The sequence below is a fragment of the Bacillus sp. B2-WWTP-C-10-Post-4 genome (assembly GCF_009183805.1).
Lineage (GTDB): Bacteria > Bacillota > Bacilli > Bacillales > Bacillaceae_G > Bacillus_A > Bacillus_A cereus.
The window spans coordinates 1-19,432 of record NZ_WEII01000006.1 but is presented as its reverse complement, the minus strand read 5'-3'; the positions used below and the strand labels follow the sequence as shown (position 1 = coordinate 19,432).

Here is a 19,432-nt window from a genome sequence, read left to right as displayed (position 1 = left end):
GTTTTCCGTACTTTTGGGCAGCCTCACCCCGTTAAAAGGACGATACTTTATGTATCGTCCTTTTTGTATAAAAAAACATCCAATCAATTGAGAGATTGATTGGATGTGAAAAAATTATTAATAATTTTTTTTGCGTTTTGTAGCTAAAATACTTAATAATCCAGCTAGTAGAAGAACAATACCTACTGTTTGTGTAGGGTCTTCTTTATGACCTGTATTTGGAAGGTGCTTATCCGTATTTCGATCATCTTGCTGTTTGTTATCTGTTTTATTCGATGTTTCTTCGGAAGTTCCGTTTTCGTGTTTCTCAGATGTTTCATTGCCTTTGTTATCTTCTTTATTTGGAGGAGTAATTGGCTTGTCATCTCCACCTGAAGAAGATTCAATTTTTTTATTTGAAACTGTAATTTGTAGTGGCTTAGCTTGGGCTTTATCAATTGTAAAGTTTATTGGTGATGCATCTAATTGATAGCCTTTAGGAGCCTTTGTTTCTACTAATTGATAATTACCAGGTTTCAAATCATTTACGATTACTTTTCCGTGTTGATCTGTTTTTAAACCTTCTCGGATGACTTTTCCATCTTGGTCTAAAATATTGAAAATGGCACCTTCAAGTGTTCCATGGTGATCAATATCAACTTTAGTTAACTCAATTGAACCTGTTGTTAAACTATTTAAGGCTGTAACAGAGGTAACCTGAGATTGTCCTTTCGTAATTGTGAAAGGAATTGGTTTAACGTTTAAATCATAGCCAGTTGGAGCTTTCGTTTCAATGAACTGATAATCTCCCGGACGTAAATCAGAAACTGAAATCTTCCCATCTTTATCAGTAGTTAAATCAGTGCGAACAATTTTACCTTTCGCATCGATGATGTTAAACACTGCATCAGAAAGTTTTGTATCTGGATTTATATCATCCACTTTTATTAATTCTACAGCACCCTCAGTTAAGCTATTTGTAGCAGTAACTTGGAGCTTTTCTTTTTGGCTTTTCTTAATTGTAAACTTAATAGGTGTACTATCTAATTTATAGTGTTCAGGAGCTTTCGTTTCAATAAACTGATAGTCCCCAGGACGTAAATCAGAAACAGAAATTTTTCCATGTACATCTGTTGTAAGCTCAGTGCGAATGTCGTTACCATTCATATCAGTAATTTTAAATATCGCACCTTTAAGAGCAGTACCATCTACATCATCTACTTTAGAAAGTTCCACAGTGCCTTTCGTTAAGCTATTTGTAGCTGTAACGGAGATAGGATCAGCTTGGCTCTTTGTGATTGTGAATGGAATTGGCTCTTTGTTTAAATCATAGTGTTTCGGAGCCGTTGTCTCGATGAATTGATAATCACCAGGACGTAGGTCAGAAACGCTAATTTTACCTTGTTGATTCGTAACAAGATCTTTGCGAATTACAGTGCCATTCATATCCACAATTTTAAATACTGCGCCTTCAAGAGTAGTGCCATCGACGTCATCCACTTTAGAAAGTTCCACGCCGCCTTTTGTTAAACTATTTTTCATAGTAACGGTAGCAATATCTTTTTGGCTTTTTTCAATTGTAAATATAATTGGTTTTTTGTCTAAATCATAGTGTTCAGGAGCCGTTATTTCAACGAATTGATACGTACCAGGACGTAAGTTTTCGATAACGATTTTACCTTCACTGTTTGTTTTTAAATCTGTTTTAAGTACTTTGCCATCTTGATCTAGTAAATTAAATACCGCATCGGCAAGTTTTGTTTGAGTGTTTAAATCATCAACTTTAAGTAATTCGATACTACCTTGTTTTAAGCTATTTGTAGCAGTTAAAGAAATAACTTTCTTCTGTCCTTTTTCAATAGTGAATTTGATTGGTGTTTCATCTAAAACGTAATGCTTAGGAGCTTTCGTTTCGATGAATTGGTAATCACCAGGACGTAGGTCGTTAATTTCGATTATTCCTTGTTCATTTGTAACAAGGTCTTTATGAACTACATCACCGTTCATATTAACAATTTTAAATACTGCATCTTTAAGAACAGTGCCATCAATATCGTCTACTTTAGAAAGTTTAACTGCACCCTTTGTTAAAGCATTTGTAGCAGTGATATGAAGAGTTTCAGTTTGGCTCTTTTTAATTGTAAATACGATAGGTTTTTTATCTAAATCGTAATGTTCAGGAGCAATTGTTTCAACGAATTGATACGTACCAGGACGTAGATTTTCAATAACAATTTTACCTTCAGCATTTGTTTTTAAGCCTTCTTCAACTAGCTCACCGTCTGCATCTAATAAATTAAATACGGCGTTAGAAAGTTTTGTATTTATATCAATATCGTCAATCTTTGTTAGTTCAACGCTACCTTTTTTCAAAGCATTTTTGCCTGTAACATTGATCTCTTTCGTTTGACTTCTTTCAATTGTAAATGGAATCGTTGTTTCATCTAATACATAGTGCTCAGGAGCTTTTGTTTCAATGAACTGATAGTCTCCAGGGCGTAAATCAGAAACAGAAATTTTTCCGTTTTTATCTGTAACAAGATTCGTATGAACTTCCTTACCATTCATATCCACAATCTTAAAGATTGCACCTTCGAGCATCGTACGATCGATGTCATCAATTTTTGTTAATGTTACTGCACCTTTCTTTAAACTGTTAGTAGCGGTAACATTAATATTCTCTTTTTGACTTTTTTCGATAGTGAACGGAATAGGGTCTTTGCTTAAGGTATAGTCTTTTGGAGCTTTTACTTCAATAAATTGATAGTCTCCAGGACGTAAATCAGAAGCAGTAATTTTACCGTTTTTATCAGTCGTTAAACCTTTTCGAATTACCTTTTTAGTATCATGAGCGTCAACGATTATAAATTCTGCACCTTCAAGAGTAGTGCCATCAACATCATCAACTTTTGTTAAAGTGACGCCACCTGTAAGTAAACTATTTTTTACAGTAACAGGGATAGGAAGATCTTCCTTACTACCTTTTTTAATTGTGAACTTAATAGGTGTTTTGTCTAATTTATAATGTTCAGGGGCTTTTGTTTCGATAAATTGATAATCCCCTGGTGCTAAATCAGGAATAACTAATACTCCGTGATCATCTGTTGTTAAATCTTTCATAATTTCTTTGCCAGTTGCGTCTTGCAATGTGAATACAGCGCCGGCAAGAGCTTTACTACTTTCCACATCATCTTCTTTAATAAGTTTAACTTTTCCTTTCGTTAAACTATTTTTAAATGTAAGTGGAAGGAGTTTTTGTTGTCCTTTTTCGATTGTAAATTCAATTGGTTCTACATTTACATCGTAATAAGTTGGAGCCTTTGTTTCGATAAGTTTATAGTTACCAGGACGTAAGTCATCTACAACTAGCATTCCTTTACTATTCGTAACAAGGTCCGTACGAACATCTTCATTAGTATCTCTATTAACGATTTTAAATACTGCACCTTCAAGTGTTTCCTTTTCATCTGCAGCATTCACTTTTGTTAACTCAATACCGCCTTTTGTTAAGCTGTTTTTAGCGGTAACAGTAGCCTGAGTTGTTTGACTTTCTGTAATCGTAAATTTAATTGGTTTTGTATTTTTGTCGTAATACTTCGGTGCTGTTACTTCGATAAATTTATAATCGCCAGGGCGTAAGCCAGTAGCGATAGCTTTACCATCCGCACCAGTTTTTACATTTTCGCGAATGACTTTCTTTTCATCATTTGCATCAACAATTTTAAATACAGCACCTTCAAGAGCTGTACCATCGATATCATCAACTTTTGTTAATTCAACATCTCCTGGTTTTAAAGCATTTTCAGCTTTCACAAGTAGAGTTTCTTTCTGACTTCTATCGATTGTAAATTCAATAGGTTCTGCTCGTAAAACGTAATGTTCAGGAGCAGCTATTTCAATGAATTTATACGTACCAGGACGTAGGTTACTAACTTTAACTTTACCGTGTTTATCAGTAGTTAAGTTAGTGTAAGGGGAAACGTCATTATTATTTGTATCGACAAGCTTGAATACTGCACCTTCAAGTGGTTTTTTCTCACCAAACTCATCAACTTTTAATAATTCAACTTCGCCCGTTTTTAAGCTGTTATTTGCCGTAACAGTAGCAAGAGCTTGTTGGCTTTTATCAATTGTAAACTCGATAGGGTTTGTACTTAACGTATAATCCTTAGGAGCTTCTGTTTCGATAAATTTATAAACACCAGGCTCTAGATCTTTAACGCTAACTTTTCCATCTGAACCTGTTTTTATATTTTCACGAATTACTTGTTTCTCGTCATTCGCATCGACAATTTTAAATACAGCACCTTCAAGGGCAGTGCCATCGACATCATCGACTTTCGTTAAAGTGACACCACCTTTAATGAGGTGATTTGTCGCGGTAACAGTAAGTGCTTTCTGTTGGCTTTTTTCAATTGTAAATTTAAGCGGTTTTTTATCTATTTCATAATGTTCAGGTGCTTTCTCTTCAACAAATTGGTACTCTCCAGGAAGTAAATTTTTCGCTTCGATTTGTCCGTTACCATTTGTCGTTAATTTGGTATAACCAGGAATTCTTTTGTTATTTTGGTCCCGTACACTAAATACAGCACCTTCTAAAGTATTACCCTCTTTATCAACTTTTGTTAGGATAGCTGAGCCTCTAATTAAGCTGTTTTGGGCCGTTTTATTAATTACTGTTGTTTGATCTTCCTCGATTGTAAATTCAATAAGTCGATCATCTAATTGATAATGCTCAGGAGCCTTTATTTCTTTTAAGTAGTAAGTTCCTGGTTTTAAATTATCTACAGTAATTTGTCCTTTATCATTTGTTGTTAATTTTTCGTGTTCTGAAATTATTTTTTTGTCTTTATCAAGTAGTGTGAAAACGGCACCTTGCAGTGTGATGTTTTTATTCAGGTCATCAGACTTTGTTAAAACTACTTTACCGACAAACTTCTTATTTGCAAGTTTATATGTTGTAGTCTCTTGTGTACCAAGTTCAACAATTTTCCCTTGTTTTAAATCCCAGCTAATTACATAGCCTTCAGGAGCCTTTGTTTCTTTTAATAAATATTTATCGCGTTTTAAATTATTAAATTTAGCGATACCGTCTTTGTCTGTTGTAATTTTACGGATAACAGTTTTACCTGTACGATCGTATAAAGTAAATTCTGCCCCAGCTAATAGTGCGTTTTTATTGTCGTTATCTACCTTTATAATTTCAAGGTTTCCACGGCCTTTAGTAGCAGATCCTCCGCCTGAACCAGAAGACATTCTCACTTCAATCGTTTCAGTAGTTTCTGTGTTTTTAACTGTCAACTTATTGCCTGTGATTTTCGCTTTATTACTTACTTTTTCTTTATCGTCTGCATTAATAAGTGAGCGATATTCTAAAATATAAGCTCGATCAATTTTTTTCAAGAAGGCAATTTCGAAATGTTGCTTTCCAGTATTATTGTCTGTTGTTATTTTGAGTTTATAGTCTGTTCCTTCTTTTAATTCGTTTACTGTATCTTTTGTTAAATTTCCATATGGATCAACAGTTGTAGGATATAAGTGGAATGAATCTTCCACAATTACCTGATTTTCGGTTGGGTCATCTGTTACAACGGCATCTGCAATGGTTGATTGGCTTTCGTTAATTGCGATACTCCAATTAATATAGTTGTCGTCTTGCACAGCTTTTTTAGTAACGAAGCTGCCACCTTTATTTACTTGAGTGTCACCTGTAAGGGTGTTTACGATTTTAGAGCCATCTTTTAAATCTGCCTCGTTTTTGTAGGTGCCTTGGATAAGTTCACTATCAAGGCTTGTTTTAAAGATAATATAGTAAGGTGAATTAATTGATTGTTTGAAATGAACCTTTAGGGTGTTTTTATTTTTCTCTGTAGGTTCTTCAAGTTCATATTTCTCAGTTGGTACAGCATTACCAGGTTGTGCATTATCTGGATTTCCATTTAAAATCATATCGCGCACTTCAATGGATCCAGGCACTAACTTTTGTTTATCTTGTATGACGTCTATAACATAAGGATCTTTAATCTCAACATTATTATAGTTAAAGCCTATTATCCAAGTAATTTCCTTCGTTTGGGCGTTATAAGAACCGTATTTATAACCATTTGCTTTTGTGAAAGTATCAGGATCAAAATTAGCTTCAACCTTATTTGATTGTGGATTAGAATCCGTATCTATCCAAGATAGGTTACCTGTATTTTTAAATGAAGTTTTACCACTTTCTAGCTTTGTATAATCAAAGTCTGTCGTATATTTTACGACTAATGTCTTTGTCATATTAGACTGATACGTACCTATAAGAGTAATTTTAAAGCCTTTATCTGTTGTATCTAAAATATAGTCAGTCCCAGCCTGAAGGGTATAATTTCCGTCTTTAATTTCTAGTTTCTTATCTTTTAATTGTAATCCACCATGATCAAAGGTGTCCGTAATGATCGCGTTGTTTAATGGATAGTTGTTATTATTTACTATAATTGTCCAAGTTGTTGTTTTGTCTTTATAATTTGTTTCAGCTTTATTATTAGATTTAATAATATTTTGCTGCTTGAAGCTAGCTTCATTTTCTTTACTTGAATCATTATCAGCTGTAACTTTATTTTTTACTTTTCCATCTTCTATAACTTTATTAGTTGGCTTGGTTTTATAGGTAATCACATAAGCACTATTAATATCATCATTAAACTGTAAATCGAAGCCATTCTTCTTGTTACTTACAGTGTAATTATTAACAGCGTCTCCTGTTACAAGCGTTCCTTTTTCATTATATGAAGCGTTTTTTACAACAATAGAATTTGCATCTAGTTCGTGTGTATCGTCAAAAATATCTTTTAAAATCGCATCTGCTTTTTTGATCTCTCTTTGATCACCATTGTAAGTAATTGTCCACTCAATTGTTTGCGTCTTTGGATCATATTTACTTGTTTTATTTAAGTGTGTACCACGAGAAACCGTTACAGTAGAGCTTGCGTTTTGTTGCTTTTGATTATCACTCGTTATCGTAACGTTATTTCGGAAACTTTTAATATTTTCATCAGTAATTTTTGTGGCATATTCGATTTGATATGCTTTATTGATAGAATCTTTAAAAGCAATCTCCAATTTTGAGCCATCTGATGAAATAATATTGTAATCTGTTGGCTCAGCTTCTGCACCACGCGTTACATTCCCATTAACATCAACTTCTAAATAATAAACTTTAATAGAATCTTTATTTAAGTTTGTACCTTGTGGAATGTTATCTTTAAAAATAGCGTTTTTAAGGGTGTCTTGCGTTTTGTTCATCTCTACTTTCCAATTAATTTCATTTGTATTAATTGGTCTATCAGGTAATCCTTTTTTATTCGTAGCTGTTTGTACATTAGGCTTAAAGTCAACTGTAATAGAAATATCCTTATCTTTAATCGGGAAAGGAATTTCTTGTGTTGTTGTACCTTTAATTTCAGCTTTATTAAATTCTGTCTTTAATTGTAGGTTACCAGCAACATCTGGATGCTCTTCAACATAATCGTTGAATGTCATCGTGACTTTTCCATCTTTTGTAACAGTAAAATTACCAATTTGATGGTTTTCACTATCATATAAAGGACTGTTAATTGTATTGTAAATCTTAAAATGTTTAGGAAGATCAAAAATATAGTAATCTCCATTTTTCACATTCATTGACTTTAAAAGTTCCCATGTAAACTCAATATTGGCAGGGGAATCTGTACTTGGGCGGTTATCCTCTGTAAATGGTTTTCCGTCTTTATCCGTCAACTTTACACCGGTTAAAATGTTTGTTGTTATTTGCTTTGGACCTGAATTTGTATTCTCAGCAGGGTCGCTTGATAGCTTTTGTTCTGGATTGTCAGTAGCAATTTTAGCTGCTAGGTTTTGTTCCGGATTATCAGTGGCAGTTTTAGCTGCTGGGTTTTGTTCCGGATTATCAGTGGCAGTTTTAGCTGCTGGGTTTTGTTCCGGATTATCGGTAACAGTTTTAGTTGCTGGGTTTTGTTCCGGATTATCAGTAACAGTTTTAGTTGCTGGATCTTGCTCCGGATTGTCAGTAACAGGTTTAGCTACTGGATCTTGCGCTTGTTTATTAGTATCCTGTTTGGTGCCATCTTCTTTAGAGTTTTCTACTTGAACAGGAACTGATATAGGCTGAACCATTGTTCCTAAAGGAAAAGCGATTTGAACTGATTTTTCCCCAGGTTTTAAAGTTGAGTTAAACACGGTATCAACTTTAATTTTTCCTTTAGCGTCTTTCAAATTTTCTACTTGATCATTAAATATTAATTTTAATTTATTATCTTTAGCTGTTATAAAATATTGACCAATATTTTTTTGATCTGTTACTAAATCCCCTTGCAAATCTTTAGATACTTTTAATGCAAGTGGTATTTGAACTACTGCTGTATCATTTGCGTGTACAACTTGTTGATCCTTTATTGACCAAGCGTATTCTACTTGAATGGTTGATCCTATCTTTATTAAATTGTTAGGATTTTTTGATTCGTCAATAATATGATTCGTCTCATCTTTCATTTCAACAGTGTCAAATAAGGAATCTCCTGTTAAGGTCTCCGCTCTTACTTGATTGTATGGAAAACTAGCAAGTTGCGAAAATAGTACGAATACAATTAAACATACATTAAAAAGTTTTTTCATTTTTCCTCCTCTGAACATTCATTTGTCCATTGGGGACTTATTCCACATGAACAAATGGAATATTAAAAGTATTTGTTATAAGCTATTTATTTTTGTTATCCCTCCGTTTCTATACGCGTTCTCAGACAAACAGAATTATGTTCAAAGCAATATTATTTAACGTAAAACAAAATGTATATTTACACAGTTCTATGGAAATATACACAATTCGACAAAAAATGTCGAAAAAAATACTGATATAAATAATGATATCAGACCTTTATATGTGAGATAGTTTTCATGTATATCTAGTAAAAAAGAATGGTTATAAAGGTAAGTTTTACGATACATACTAACCAATGTAGTGTATCCCTTTGTGAAGGCTTATTTTTGCCTTAAAGTTATGTGGAAATAAAAATCTAGATAGGGTTGGTTTTGGTCAGAATGAAGACAATATATACTTTGAAAATAGTCATTTATTTTGTCTAAAGAGAGTTGTGCGATTAGTGGACCGAAGTTGAAAGGTGATAGTTTCTTACATTGTTAGAGAAATATAAGGATTACAGAATATTCGACTAACACGTTACTACGGTCATTTTTGAGCCTGTTTAAACAATAAGAAAGAAGGTGTTTTACTCCTTAGTTACAATATCTTTTTAGTAAAGATAAGCTTAAGTAACCTCCGCTAAAGATTATATACTTAAATGATAAAGAGTTCAACACTAGTTCACATATTTTCCCAAAAATAAAAAACGGCTGTTTTATGTGGAATAAATCTACAAAACAGCCGTTTTTGGTATTAGATTTCTGTTAAGATTATTGGTTCACCGCGTGTTACGACAACGGTATGTTCACATTGTGCAACAAGACTTTTATCAGGTGTAACGAATGTCCAACCGTCGTCACCACGTTCAATAATATGATCAGCTTTCATAGAGATGAAAGGTTCTACAGCGATAACAAGACCGTCTTTTAGAAGCGCATTATCCATTGGGTCATAGTAACTTAAAATGTGATTTGGTGCTTCATGTAAGCTAAGACCAATGCCGTGACCAGTTAAGTTTTGAATAACATTGTATCCACTTTTATGTGCGAAGTTTGAAACAGCACGACCAATTTGATTTTGTTTTGAGCCAGCTCTAACCTTTTTCATTGCTGCCCAAAATGCATCAACCGCTGCTTGGCAAAGTTTTTCTTTTGCCTCGTCTTCTCCAAGAACAAATGAAATGCCTGTATCTGCATAATAGCCATCAAGTGCAGCAGATACATCGACGTTTACTAAGTCGCCTTCTTTTAATACACGATCTCCTGGAATACCATGAGCAACTTCTTCATTTACACTAATGCAAGTTACACCTGGAAAATCATATTCTTTTTCAGGTGCAGAAATAGCACCATGCTCATCTAATACTTTTTTACCGATCAAATCAAGCTCTTTCGTTGTCATACCTGGCTTCGCTTGTTTTTTCATTTCTTCACGTGCAAGCGCAACGATGCGGCCAATTTTTCGTAAGCCTTCTAAATCTTGTTCATTACGAATAATCATGAAAACCACTGTCCTTCCTCGAATATATATCTTATCCGATTGTATCATGTTTATTTTCGTCCTGCTACTCGCTTGCGGTATGCGGGTTGATTCCTCTCATAAAGAATACATGACAATTGTCATATCGATGTTATGACGCACTATACTGTTTCCTAAGTTTTCCAAGTAATACAATGTAAATATAAGAAACAGCGGGGGTGGAGAGATGGAAAAGATTATTGAAGTAAATGGTGTTTCTAAAACATTTAAACATAAAAACGCAGTAAATAATGTTTCATTCCATGTAAATAAAGGGGAAATAGTAGCGTTACTTGGTCCGAATGGTGCGGGGAAAACAACGACGATGTCGATGATGCTTGGATTAAAGGACCCAACAGAAGGTAAGGTCTTTATATTTGGAAAGAGTCCAAAGCATAAAGATGTTCGTAATAGCCTCGGTGCAATGCTGCAAGAAGTAAGTGTCATTGATAGTATTACGGTGGAAGAGGCAATTGAGTTATTCCGTAGTTATTATACGAATCCTATAGCGAAAGAAACGTTACTGCAGTTATCAAATTTAGAATCAGAGCGAAAGCAAAGATGTGAGAAGTTATCAGGTGGGCAAAAAAGAAGGTTAAACTTTGCGCTTGCACTTGCGGGAAATCCAGCTTTGTTATTTTTAGATGAGCCGACAGTCGGAATGGATATTACGTCTCGAAGAATATTTTGGGAAACGATTCGAAAGTTAGCAAGTGAAGGGAAAACGATTATTTTAACGACGCATTATTTAGAAGAAGCAGATGCTTTAGCAAATCGTATCTTATTATTTGCGAACGGAAAGATTATCGCAGATGGTACACCAGACGAAATGAAAGCAACAATTTCGAGAAAAACAATCACATTTTACTCAAAGGAAAGCATTCCTACAAAATTACTAAAGGAATTACCAAATGTAACAGAAGTAAAGTCAAACGAAGGATGCTTCATTTTAACAACGGAGGATACGGATGCAACTTTAAAAGCCATTTATCAAAGGAGTTTACCTGTAACAGATGTTTCAATTGAACGTGGAAGCCTTGATGAGGCATTTGAACAGTTTGTCGCAAATCAGAAGGAGGAAATCGCATGAGAGCGTTATGGATGCAGTGCAAAATAGAAATTTTACGTACATTCCGCAATAAATTATTTATCTTTTTCTCATTATTAATGCCTGTTATGTTTTACTACATTTTTACAAATGTTGTTCAAGTACCACAAAACGGAGATGCGTGGAAAGCACATTATTTAATTTCGATGGCAACTTTCAGTATTGTAGGGACTGCACTCTTTAGTTTCGGTGTGAGACTTTCTCAGGAAAAAGGGCAAGGATGGACACATCTTTTAAAAATTACACCGCTTCCAGAGGGAGCATATTTAACAGCAAAAATTATCGCTCAAACAGTAGTAAATGCTTTTTCAATATTAGTTATTTTTATTGCAGGGATACTAATTAATCATGTTGAGTTAACGGTAGGGCAATGGATTGGTGCGGGGTTATGGTTATTGTTAGGGGTAACACCATTTTTAGCGTTAGGAACAGTAATAGGTTCCATTAAGAAGGCGGACGCAGCTGCTGGCTTAGCAAATATTTTAAATATGAGTTTAGCTATAGTTGGCGGATTGTGGATGCCGATTGAAGTATTCCCAAAAATATTAAAAACGATTGGTGAATGGACACCGACATACCATTTCGGAAGTGGTGCGTGGGATATTGTAGCTGGAAAATCAATTGGGTGGGAAAATATCGCGGTATTAGGAGGTTATTTCCTTATATTTGTTGTAGTATCAATATATATAAGAAAAAGACAGGAAGCGGTATAAATGATAGAGAAGAAGAGGATTGAGATTTTTCCGAAACATATGGGATTTTTTCCGTACATGTGGCTTGTGTATTTATTATTTCCAATTTACCATTTAGCACAAGCATCAGGGTGGAAGCTTGTGCTAGGAAGCGGTATGTTGATACTTTTTATTATCACATACCGTCAGCTTTATTTTGTTCAGAAGACGTTTATTTTATGGGCATGCATTCAAATGATACTCATCTTTTTATTTGCTTTATTTTATAATCCTTTTATGATATTTTTTGGCTTTTTCACAGCAAGTGCGATGGGATTTGCGCCAAATAAGAAAGTATTTCGAGTGCTGTTATGCTCTTTAGTTATAATGCTTGGAGCATTTTTATTTGTAAATATGAATCAAATAACAACTACAAGTTTAGTAAATATCGTTCCGATGTTTATTTTAATGCTTCTTACGCCATTTGGTATGCGTAATTTTAATCAGAAAAAGATGTTAAGAAATCAATTAGATGAGGCGAACGAGCAAATTAAAGACTTAGTAAAACGTGAAGAACGGCAGCGGATTGCAAGAGATCTTCATGACACATTAGGGCATACGTTATCTCTTATTACTTTAAAAAGCCAGCTTGTAGAGAAGTTAATCGTAAAAAATCCAGAGCGTGCAAGTGCGGAAGCGAAGGAAATTACACAAACGTCTCGTACAGCCTTAAAACAGCTGAGAGAATTAATTTCTGATATGCGTATGATTACGGTAGAAGAAGAGCTAGAGCAAATAAAAGCAATCTTACAAGCAGCTAATATTGAATTAGAAGTGAGGCAAGAAGCAAGATCGAGCTCGTTATCACCAATTGAACAAAATATTGTCGGGATGTGTTTACGTGAGGCCGTTACAAATGTTGTAAAACATAGTAAGGCGACGCGGTGCGCAGTTTCTGTATTAGAATCACAAGGTGAACTGATTTTGAAAGTAGAAGATAACGGAATCGGTTTAACAGATCAAAATCATGATGGAAATGGTATTCGTGGCATGAAAGAACGAATTGCTCTTATTGATGGATTTGTTGAACTAGGTACAATCAATCCGGGGACGTTGTTAACAGTAAAAGTTCCAGTTGTTATTAGAACAGGAAAAGATGAGGTGAGGGCATGATCCGAATTATTATTGCAGAAGATCAGCGGATGCTTCGTGGTGCGTTAGGGGCTCTGCTTGATCTAGAAGATGATATCGAAGTAATTGGACAAGCTGCGAACGGGGAAGAGGCGTTAAAATTAATTGAATCGTTAAAGCCAGATGTAAGTATTATGGATATTGAAATGCCGATTCAAAGTGGATTGGATATCGCTGAGACTTTAAAGAAAGAAAAATCATCATGCAAAGTAATGATTTTAACAACATTTGCAAGACCTGGTTATTTTGAACGAGCAATGAAAGCTGGTGTGCACGGATATTTGTTAAAAGATAGCCCAAGTGAAGATTTAGCGGCAGCAATTCGTAATGTAATGAAGGGAAAACGAGAGGTCTCCCAAGATTTAATGTTCGGCCTATGGCAGGAGCAAAATCCGTTGTCAGATCGCGAAAAGGAAGTATTGTTGCTTGCGAAAGAAGGAAAGACGGCAAACGAAATTGCGAAGGCACTTTATCTTTCGCCGGGCACAGTACGTAATTATATTTCTGAAGTATTAACGAAGCTCGATGCGAAAAATAGAATTGAGGCAATTACAATTGCGGAAGAAAAGGGTTGGATATAAAAAGAAGGTTACCTATGAGAGGTAACCTTCTTTTTATAATTATTGTACTTCTATTACTTTATTTACTTTTTGTAACGGTTTGTAACCATGTGCTTCAAATGCTTTTGCAAATTCATTTGATACGGCAGTGTCATATAAATCTTTTGCAGCTTGTACGATATGAGATTGAAGTGATTCAAAGTCTTCAGCGGAAGTTGCATAATTTTGCAATGCACGCATAACAACTTTACTTACTTTTTCATTTCCTTGTTTTTGAACAGCAACATCGTTATATGTTTTACCTTCAGCTAATTGATATAATACGTGACTGATAATACCAGAATTCACGTGTGATTCTTGATTATTACCATCGTTATAGAAATCTTGTAAATTTGTATATAATTTATGACCGCCGTCACCAATTTCCCTTGGGATATCACGAATTGTTAGGCCACCTAATGTATCGCCCATAATCCAGTTTCCTTTATCTTTCTTTACGTAATATTCGATTTGTGTACCCCAGAAATCCGCTAATCCCTCGTTTAGTGCAGATGTTTCAGCGCTTGGATATCTCACGACTTTATTTTTCGTCGTGCCACTGAATACAGCATGTCCAAATTCATGAGCTGTTACATCAAGAGCGGATGTTAGTTTTCCGCCTAAACCATCACCAAATACCATTTGGTTCCAAGCGGGATGCCAAAATGCATTTACATAGTCTTCTTTTACACCATCACTAACTTCAGTAGAATCAAAACCGTGTACACTAGCAACAACTTTTGAATCTTTATTGTCGTAACTTTTTAGATTATGTTCTTTCTTAAAGTAATCGTAAATATCACTCATATTCTTCATAGCGCCCGCGGCTTCTTTATCTGCAAAATTAGGATTGCTACTTGAAATTAGTGTCCCTGGATAACCAGCTTGACTATATCCTCCGAGGGAATCGGCGTAGTTTGCATTATAAATATAAATACCATTTCCGCGTGATAAATCCGCTAAATAAAATTTCCCATCAGTTCCTTTGGCAATATTGAAAGAGATGTTTTCTTGAAGTGCATTTTTCCCAGTTCCTTGCTCACTTGCAGGGGATAATCTAGGTGATGTTACTTGATTTATAGTCTTATTCTCTTTGTTTTTAATGAACTTTTCTTGGAAAAGTACTTCGCCAGTTTTTAGATCAACGATAGCATTGCCGTTTATAATTTGTTCATTGTTTTCATAAGTAAATGTAATAACAGTTGCGAATGTATAATAGCCATCTTTTTTCTTATAAACAACGGTTTCGCTAGAGAATTCTGTCTCAACTGCATCACTTGGAATTTGAACTATATCGCGTAATTTAGATTTTACTTCATTTTTCGACAAAAAATTTGTTATAGTAAGATTAGGTTGTTGATTTAAATTCTGAACAACTTTACCACTAACAGTTGTGATCACTCCATTTTTATCTACTTTTACAATGAGATCTTGGCCATATACTTTATAGTTTTTATATGTTTGTGCAAGGCGAACTTCGGTTTGATTTTCTTTAGTTTCTTTATTTGTAGGTTGGAAATCTACATTTTTTTCAGTAGTGACTTGTTCTTGTTGAGCTTTCGCCCCATTTACCTCACCTTTTAAATACTTTTTAGCAATATTTTCTTTCGTATCATTTTGAGGTTGTGTTAATTTCCCGATTGTTAAACCAGGCTGAGCAATTTCAACTTTGACTGCACTTTTGTCTAACTCTTGAGCATGAATAGCTTCTGTTGATAAAGGGCAAAGAAGACCGAATGTAACGAAAGCACTAGCAAGTTTTCTATAATTCATCTATAACACTCCTAATCTATTATTGTATGTGAGATGAATTGTATGAAAAATTTGCCGAATTATATATATATTATGCATTATTTCATATCAAAAATTGTCGAATTCACATTATTGTAGTGGTATGACAACTTAAAAAATTAGATTGTTATAATGGGATGGTGAGTAAGTATGCACGCAGAAAAATTAGGAAGTGAAATTAAGAAAATTAGGGTGATGAGAGGATTAACACAAAAACAGTTATCCGAGAACATATGTCATCAATCGGAAGTAAGTCGAATTGAATCGGGCGCGGTATACCCAAGTATGGATATATTGCAAGGTATTGCAGCAAAATTACAAGTTCCCATCATTCATTTTTATGAGGTACTTATTTATTCTGATATTGAGAGGAATAAGCAGTTAAAAGATCAAATTATTCTGCTTTGTAAGCAAAAAAAATATAAAGAAATTTATAATAGAGTATGCAATGAATTGAAAAAGGAAGAATATCATCCCGAGCTTCAGCAATTTCTTCAATGGCAATATTATGTAGCTGCTTACGTATTGAAAAAAATCGATTACGAATATTGCATTTTAGAATTAAAGAAATTGCTCAATCAACAACTGGTAGGAATAGATGTATATCAGAACCTTTATATTGAAAACGCAATTGCAAACATTTATGCTGAAAACGGCTATTTGAAGCAGGGTATTGATTTGTTTGAAAATATATTAAAACAATTAGAGGCATTGCATGATAATAAAGAGTTTGATGTGAAGGTGAGACATAATCATGCAAAAGCATTATACATAGACAATCAATACGAAGAAGCGCTTTGTCACGCAAATAAAGCTATTGACCTATCGTGTCGAATTAACAGTATGACATTGATTGGACAGTTATACTTTCGAAAAGGTGAATGCCTAGCAAAACTTGGGTGTGATAGAGCAGAAATTGAAGATGCTTACGAAAAAGCATGCTTCTTTTTTGATATATTAGGAAACCATGAATTAAAAGAATCACTTATAAAAAAAATGAAGAAATAAAAAAGACATAAAGAACAAATATGCATAATTGCATAAAGTCTGGATAATTTTTCATGATATATTTAAAGAAAAAATGCGGGTGATGGAATATGAAAAAACTACTTATTGGTAGTTTACTAACGTTAGCGATGGCATGGGGTATTTCATTAGGAGATACAGCATTAGAGAAAAACCAAATAATTTCTCATAATAATCAAGAGATACAATTAGCTAATGAAGTACCTTTTGAGTTCTAAAAAACAACCGTCTTATTTAGACGGTTGTTTTTTTATGGAGTAACATCCAAACGTCTTTACTAGAAACAGGTTTGCTAATAAAGAATCCTTGAATGTGATCACAATTTTGTTTATGTAAAAATTCCCATTCTTCTGCTGTTTCTACACCTTCTGCAATCACTTTTAAATTTAGTTCTTTTGATAGTGTAATAATGGAAGAGACAATTGCTTCTTCTAAAGGACTAGTTGTAATTCCACAAATAAACTCTCGAGCGATTTTTAATGTGTTGATTGGATATTTTGTTAAATAAGCTAAAGAACTATAACCAGTACCAAAGTCGTCGATTGAAATTTGAATACCGAGATTTTGAAGTTGTTCTAGTTTTGCAACTACAGATTGATTTTGATTAATTGCGATGCTTTCCGTAATTTCAATATCTAGTGCTTCTGGTTTCAGTTCTGTCTCTTCCAACACCTTTGAAATAGTTGGGATTAAATCTGCATGGTTAAATTGAACAACAGATAAATTCACACCAACTTTTAAGTGAGAAAAACCTTGATTATGCCATCTTTTTGCTTCTAAACAGGCAGTACGTAAAATCCAATTGCCAAGTTCAATAATAAAACCAGTTTCCTCTGCTAGAGGGATAAATTGGGCAGGAGATACGATACCGAGTTTTGGATGCTTCCAACGTATTAATGCTTCAAAACCGATAATTTGTTTTGTTTTTGTGCTTACTTGTGGCTGGTATTCAAGGAAAAATTCATTTTGTTGTAATGCTTTTGAAAGTTCACCTTCTAAGAATTGAATTTCATTTTGAGCGATGCTCATTTCTTTTGAGAAGAAAACAAATCTGTTTTTTCCATTTGCTTTCGCACGATACATAGCCATATCAGCATTTTTCATTAACTCATTTACATCAGTTCCATAATCAGGGTACATCGCAATTCCGATACTTGGTGTAATAGAGAGTTCTTCGCCTTGAATGAAGAATGGTTTGTTTAAAATAGTTAAAATCTGTTCAGCTATAAAAATTGCACTTTTTTCTGAGTACATTTCTGGTAATAGAATTGTAAACTCATCTCCACCTTGGCGAGCGACGATATCTTTTGAACGCAAGCAACCGCGTAATCTTTTTGCTACTTCAATTAATAATAAATCTCCGACGTCATGACCAAGTCTATCGTTAATTTTTTTAAATCGATCTAAATCAAGGAATATGACGGCGACATCATTTGCGTTAGTTTGAGCTGTATTTAAAATGGCTTTTAAATCTTTTTCGAACTTTCGGCGATTTGGTAATCCAGTAAGTGCATCGTGAAAGGCTAAATGTTCTACTTGTTTTTGTTTTTCATATAAGGTGGTAATATCACGTGCTATCCCAAACATTCCGACCACTTCTTTGTTTATAAAAGTAGGGATAAGTGTAATATGAAGATAATAATAATAGCCTTCTTGTTCTTTTGTCCGAACTTCTAACGTTTGTGGCCTACCTTCCTTTGTAATTTGTAAAGCCTTCTTTAGTAGTTCGTGGTCTTTTGAATCAATGAAGTGTACCAGAGAATAGCTTGCCACTTGGCAATAATAGGCAGTAAATAAGCTTTCGCAAGCCTTATTAGATTGTTGAAAAATGCCATTCATATTTAAAGAGAAAACGGCATCGGGATGATCTTCGAATAAAGACTTATAGCGTTGTTCACTTTTTGATAATGCAAATGCACCTTCTTCAACTTCATCCTCTAGTTGTGTAGTCAACTGTTCATATGTAAGGATTAGTGCTTGATTATCTTTCCACATGTAAAGTTGCCGCAAGAATAACAAAATAAGTGATAATACGAGACCAATTAACATAAATTTATCATTCCAAGGTTGAATGATAATAAAGGAAAAAGTAATAATTATACTAAAATAAGGTAGTATAAAACGTACATAATCGAATCGATAATATTTTGCTTTCGTTTCATGTTGCATTGGTTTATCCAAGATATATAGTATGGAAGAAAGTCCAATTAATAAAATAGAAGCAGTGTGTATTAAATAATTAAATTCAGGAGAAGTTTTCATCCCAAAATTTAATTGAAACAGATGAATGTAACCGTATACGAGTATAATAGTGAAACCGATAATTAATGCGATTCTACTAGAAGAATATTGTTCTCTTCTATAAAGACTAATAACGGCGTAAATTACTAATGATTGTGCAATAAAATAGCCAATTAAAATCCAAGTTTCCTTTGTTAACATACGGAAGCTTGAAAGGTCCAAGATAAAAGTTAAAGTGAAATAAATGTTCATAATAACAATAAAGATGCTATCGAATGAAAATTGAGCAAGACCCTTAATAGAGTAAATTTTTATAAACTTTATAGCAAATCCAACAAAGAGTAAAACATATTGTATGATAAAAAAAGGTAATGCTTTATATGAGAATATAACTTGCTTATGAATAGAAAGTGAAGGAAGAAATAAAGTTATTTCCATAGCTAACCCGCATAGACAAGTACATAATAATAAAATCCAAAATAATTTATCACCATGCGTCATTTTTCTAATCGCTTTACATAAGCAATAGCAAGAAAAAAGTGCAGCGAAACAGAATAAGAAAAGAATCCCGATTTCTTTTATATTCGACTCATTTGGTATAAGGAATATCCAAAGAGCAAATATAAATATGTAT

At 33.9% G+C, this 19,432-nt stretch carries 10 protein-coding genes; 6 read left to right on the top strand and 4 right to left on the bottom strand.

Translation table 11 applies throughout. From position 1 onward, the window contains the following. Positions 1 to 117: 117 nt before the first annotated feature. Both GBN78_RS05150 and map read right to left on the bottom strand, forming a co-directional pair. A complete protein-coding gene (locus tag GBN78_RS05150; RefSeq protein WP_152127027.1) occupies positions 118 to 8,628 on the bottom strand; it encodes a SpaA isopeptide-forming pilin-related protein in 8,511 nt (2,836 codons plus the stop codon). 778 nt (positions 8,629 to 9,406) lie between these two features. Next, positions 9,407 to 10,201: a type I methionyl aminopeptidase gene (gene map, locus GBN78_RS05145; RefSeq protein WP_003313889.1), complete on the bottom strand. Its 795-nt coding sequence runs from the start codon at positions 10,199 to 10,201 to the stop codon at positions 9,407 to 9,409. A gap of 157 nt (positions 10,202 to 10,358) precedes the next feature. Between map and GBN78_RS05140 the strand changes: the two genes are divergently transcribed. From GBN78_RS05140 to GBN78_RS05125, 4 genes are read left to right on the top strand one after another with little or no spacing between them, the layout of a single operon-like run. Then, positions 10,359 to 11,261, top strand: coding sequence for an ABC transporter ATP-binding protein (locus GBN78_RS05140; RefSeq protein ID WP_098293336.1), 903 nt, complete (start codon positions 10,359 to 10,361; stop codon positions 11,259 to 11,261). Beyond that, positions 11,258 to 11,992: an ABC transporter permease gene (locus GBN78_RS05135; protein ID WP_098293335.1), complete on the top strand. Its 735-nt coding sequence runs from the start codon at positions 11,258 to 11,260 to the stop codon at positions 11,990 to 11,992. The genes GBN78_RS05140 and GBN78_RS05135 overlap by 4 nt, the downstream gene beginning before the upstream one ends. Continuing rightward, the gene (locus tag GBN78_RS05130) at positions 11,993 to 13,123 is read left to right on the top strand and encodes a sensor histidine kinase (RefSeq protein WP_000570624.1); all 1,131 of its coding nucleotides are present in this window, start codon (positions 11,993 to 11,995) and stop codon (positions 13,121 to 13,123) included. Next, the gene (locus GBN78_RS05125) at positions 13,120 to 13,722 is read left to right on the top strand and encodes a response regulator transcription factor (RefSeq protein ID WP_098293334.1); all 603 of its coding nucleotides are present in this window, start codon (positions 13,120 to 13,122) and stop codon (positions 13,720 to 13,722) included. Before GBN78_RS05130 ends, GBN78_RS05125 begins: the two co-directional genes overlap by 4 nt. A gap of 39 nt (positions 13,723 to 13,761) precedes the next feature. Here the strand turns inward: GBN78_RS05125 and GBN78_RS05120 are convergent, their stop codons facing one another. Further along, positions 13,762 to 15,513, bottom strand: a complete 1,752-nt coding sequence (locus tag GBN78_RS05120) for a M4 family metallopeptidase (RefSeq protein ID WP_098293333.1) — start codon at positions 15,511 to 15,513, stop codon at positions 13,762 to 13,764. A gap of 168 nt (positions 15,514 to 15,681) precedes the next feature. Between GBN78_RS05120 and GBN78_RS05115 the strand changes: the two genes are divergently transcribed. Further along, on the top strand, positions 15,682 to 16,539 hold the full coding sequence (locus tag GBN78_RS05115; protein WP_000542925.1) for a helix-turn-helix domain-containing protein: 858 nt from the start codon (positions 15,682 to 15,684) through the stop codon (positions 16,537 to 16,539). 89 nt (positions 16,540 to 16,628) lie between these two features. Next, the gene (locus tag GBN78_RS05110; RefSeq protein ID WP_000734726.1) at positions 16,629 to 16,775 is read left to right on the top strand and encodes a quorum-sensing peptide PapR; all 147 of its coding nucleotides are present in this window, start codon (positions 16,629 to 16,631) and stop codon (positions 16,773 to 16,775) included. 16 nt (positions 16,776 to 16,791) lie between these two features. Here the strand turns inward: GBN78_RS05110 and GBN78_RS05105 are convergent. After that, the coding region (locus tag GBN78_RS05105; protein ID WP_226798468.1) for a DUF4084 domain-containing protein at positions 16,792 to 19,432 on the bottom strand (2,641 nt) is incomplete at its 5' end.

Excerpts from the sequence above, each read along its gene's own strand:
- GBN78_RS05150 (WP_152127027.1), bottom strand. The coding sequence starts at position 8,628 with ATGAAAAAACTTTTTAATGTATGTTTAATTGTATTCGTACTATTTTCG.
- map (WP_003313889.1), bottom strand. The coding sequence starts at position 10,201 with ATGATACAATCGGATAAGATATATATTCGAGGAAGGACAGTGGTTTTC.
- GBN78_RS05140 (WP_098293336.1), top strand. The coding sequence starts at position 10,359 with ATGGAAAAGATTATTGAAGTAAATGGTGTTTCTAAAACATTTAAACAT.
- GBN78_RS05135 (WP_098293335.1), top strand. The coding sequence starts at position 11,258 with ATGAGAGCGTTATGGATGCAGTGCAAAATAGAAATTTTACGTACATTC.
- GBN78_RS05130 (WP_000570624.1), top strand. The coding sequence starts at position 11,993 with ATGATAGAGAAGAAGAGGATTGAGATTTTTCCGAAACATATGGGATTT.
- GBN78_RS05125 (WP_098293334.1), top strand. The coding sequence starts at position 13,120 with ATGATCCGAATTATTATTGCAGAAGATCAGCGGATGCTTCGTGGTGCG.
- GBN78_RS05120 (WP_098293333.1), bottom strand. The coding sequence starts at position 15,513 with ATGAATTATAGAAAACTTGCTAGTGCTTTCGTTACATTCGGTCTTCTT.
- GBN78_RS05115 (WP_000542925.1), top strand. The coding sequence starts at position 15,682 with ATGCACGCAGAAAAATTAGGAAGTGAAATTAAGAAAATTAGGGTGATG.
- GBN78_RS05110 (WP_000734726.1), top strand. The coding sequence starts at position 16,629 with ATGAAAAAACTACTTATTGGTAGTTTACTAACGTTAGCGATGGCATGG.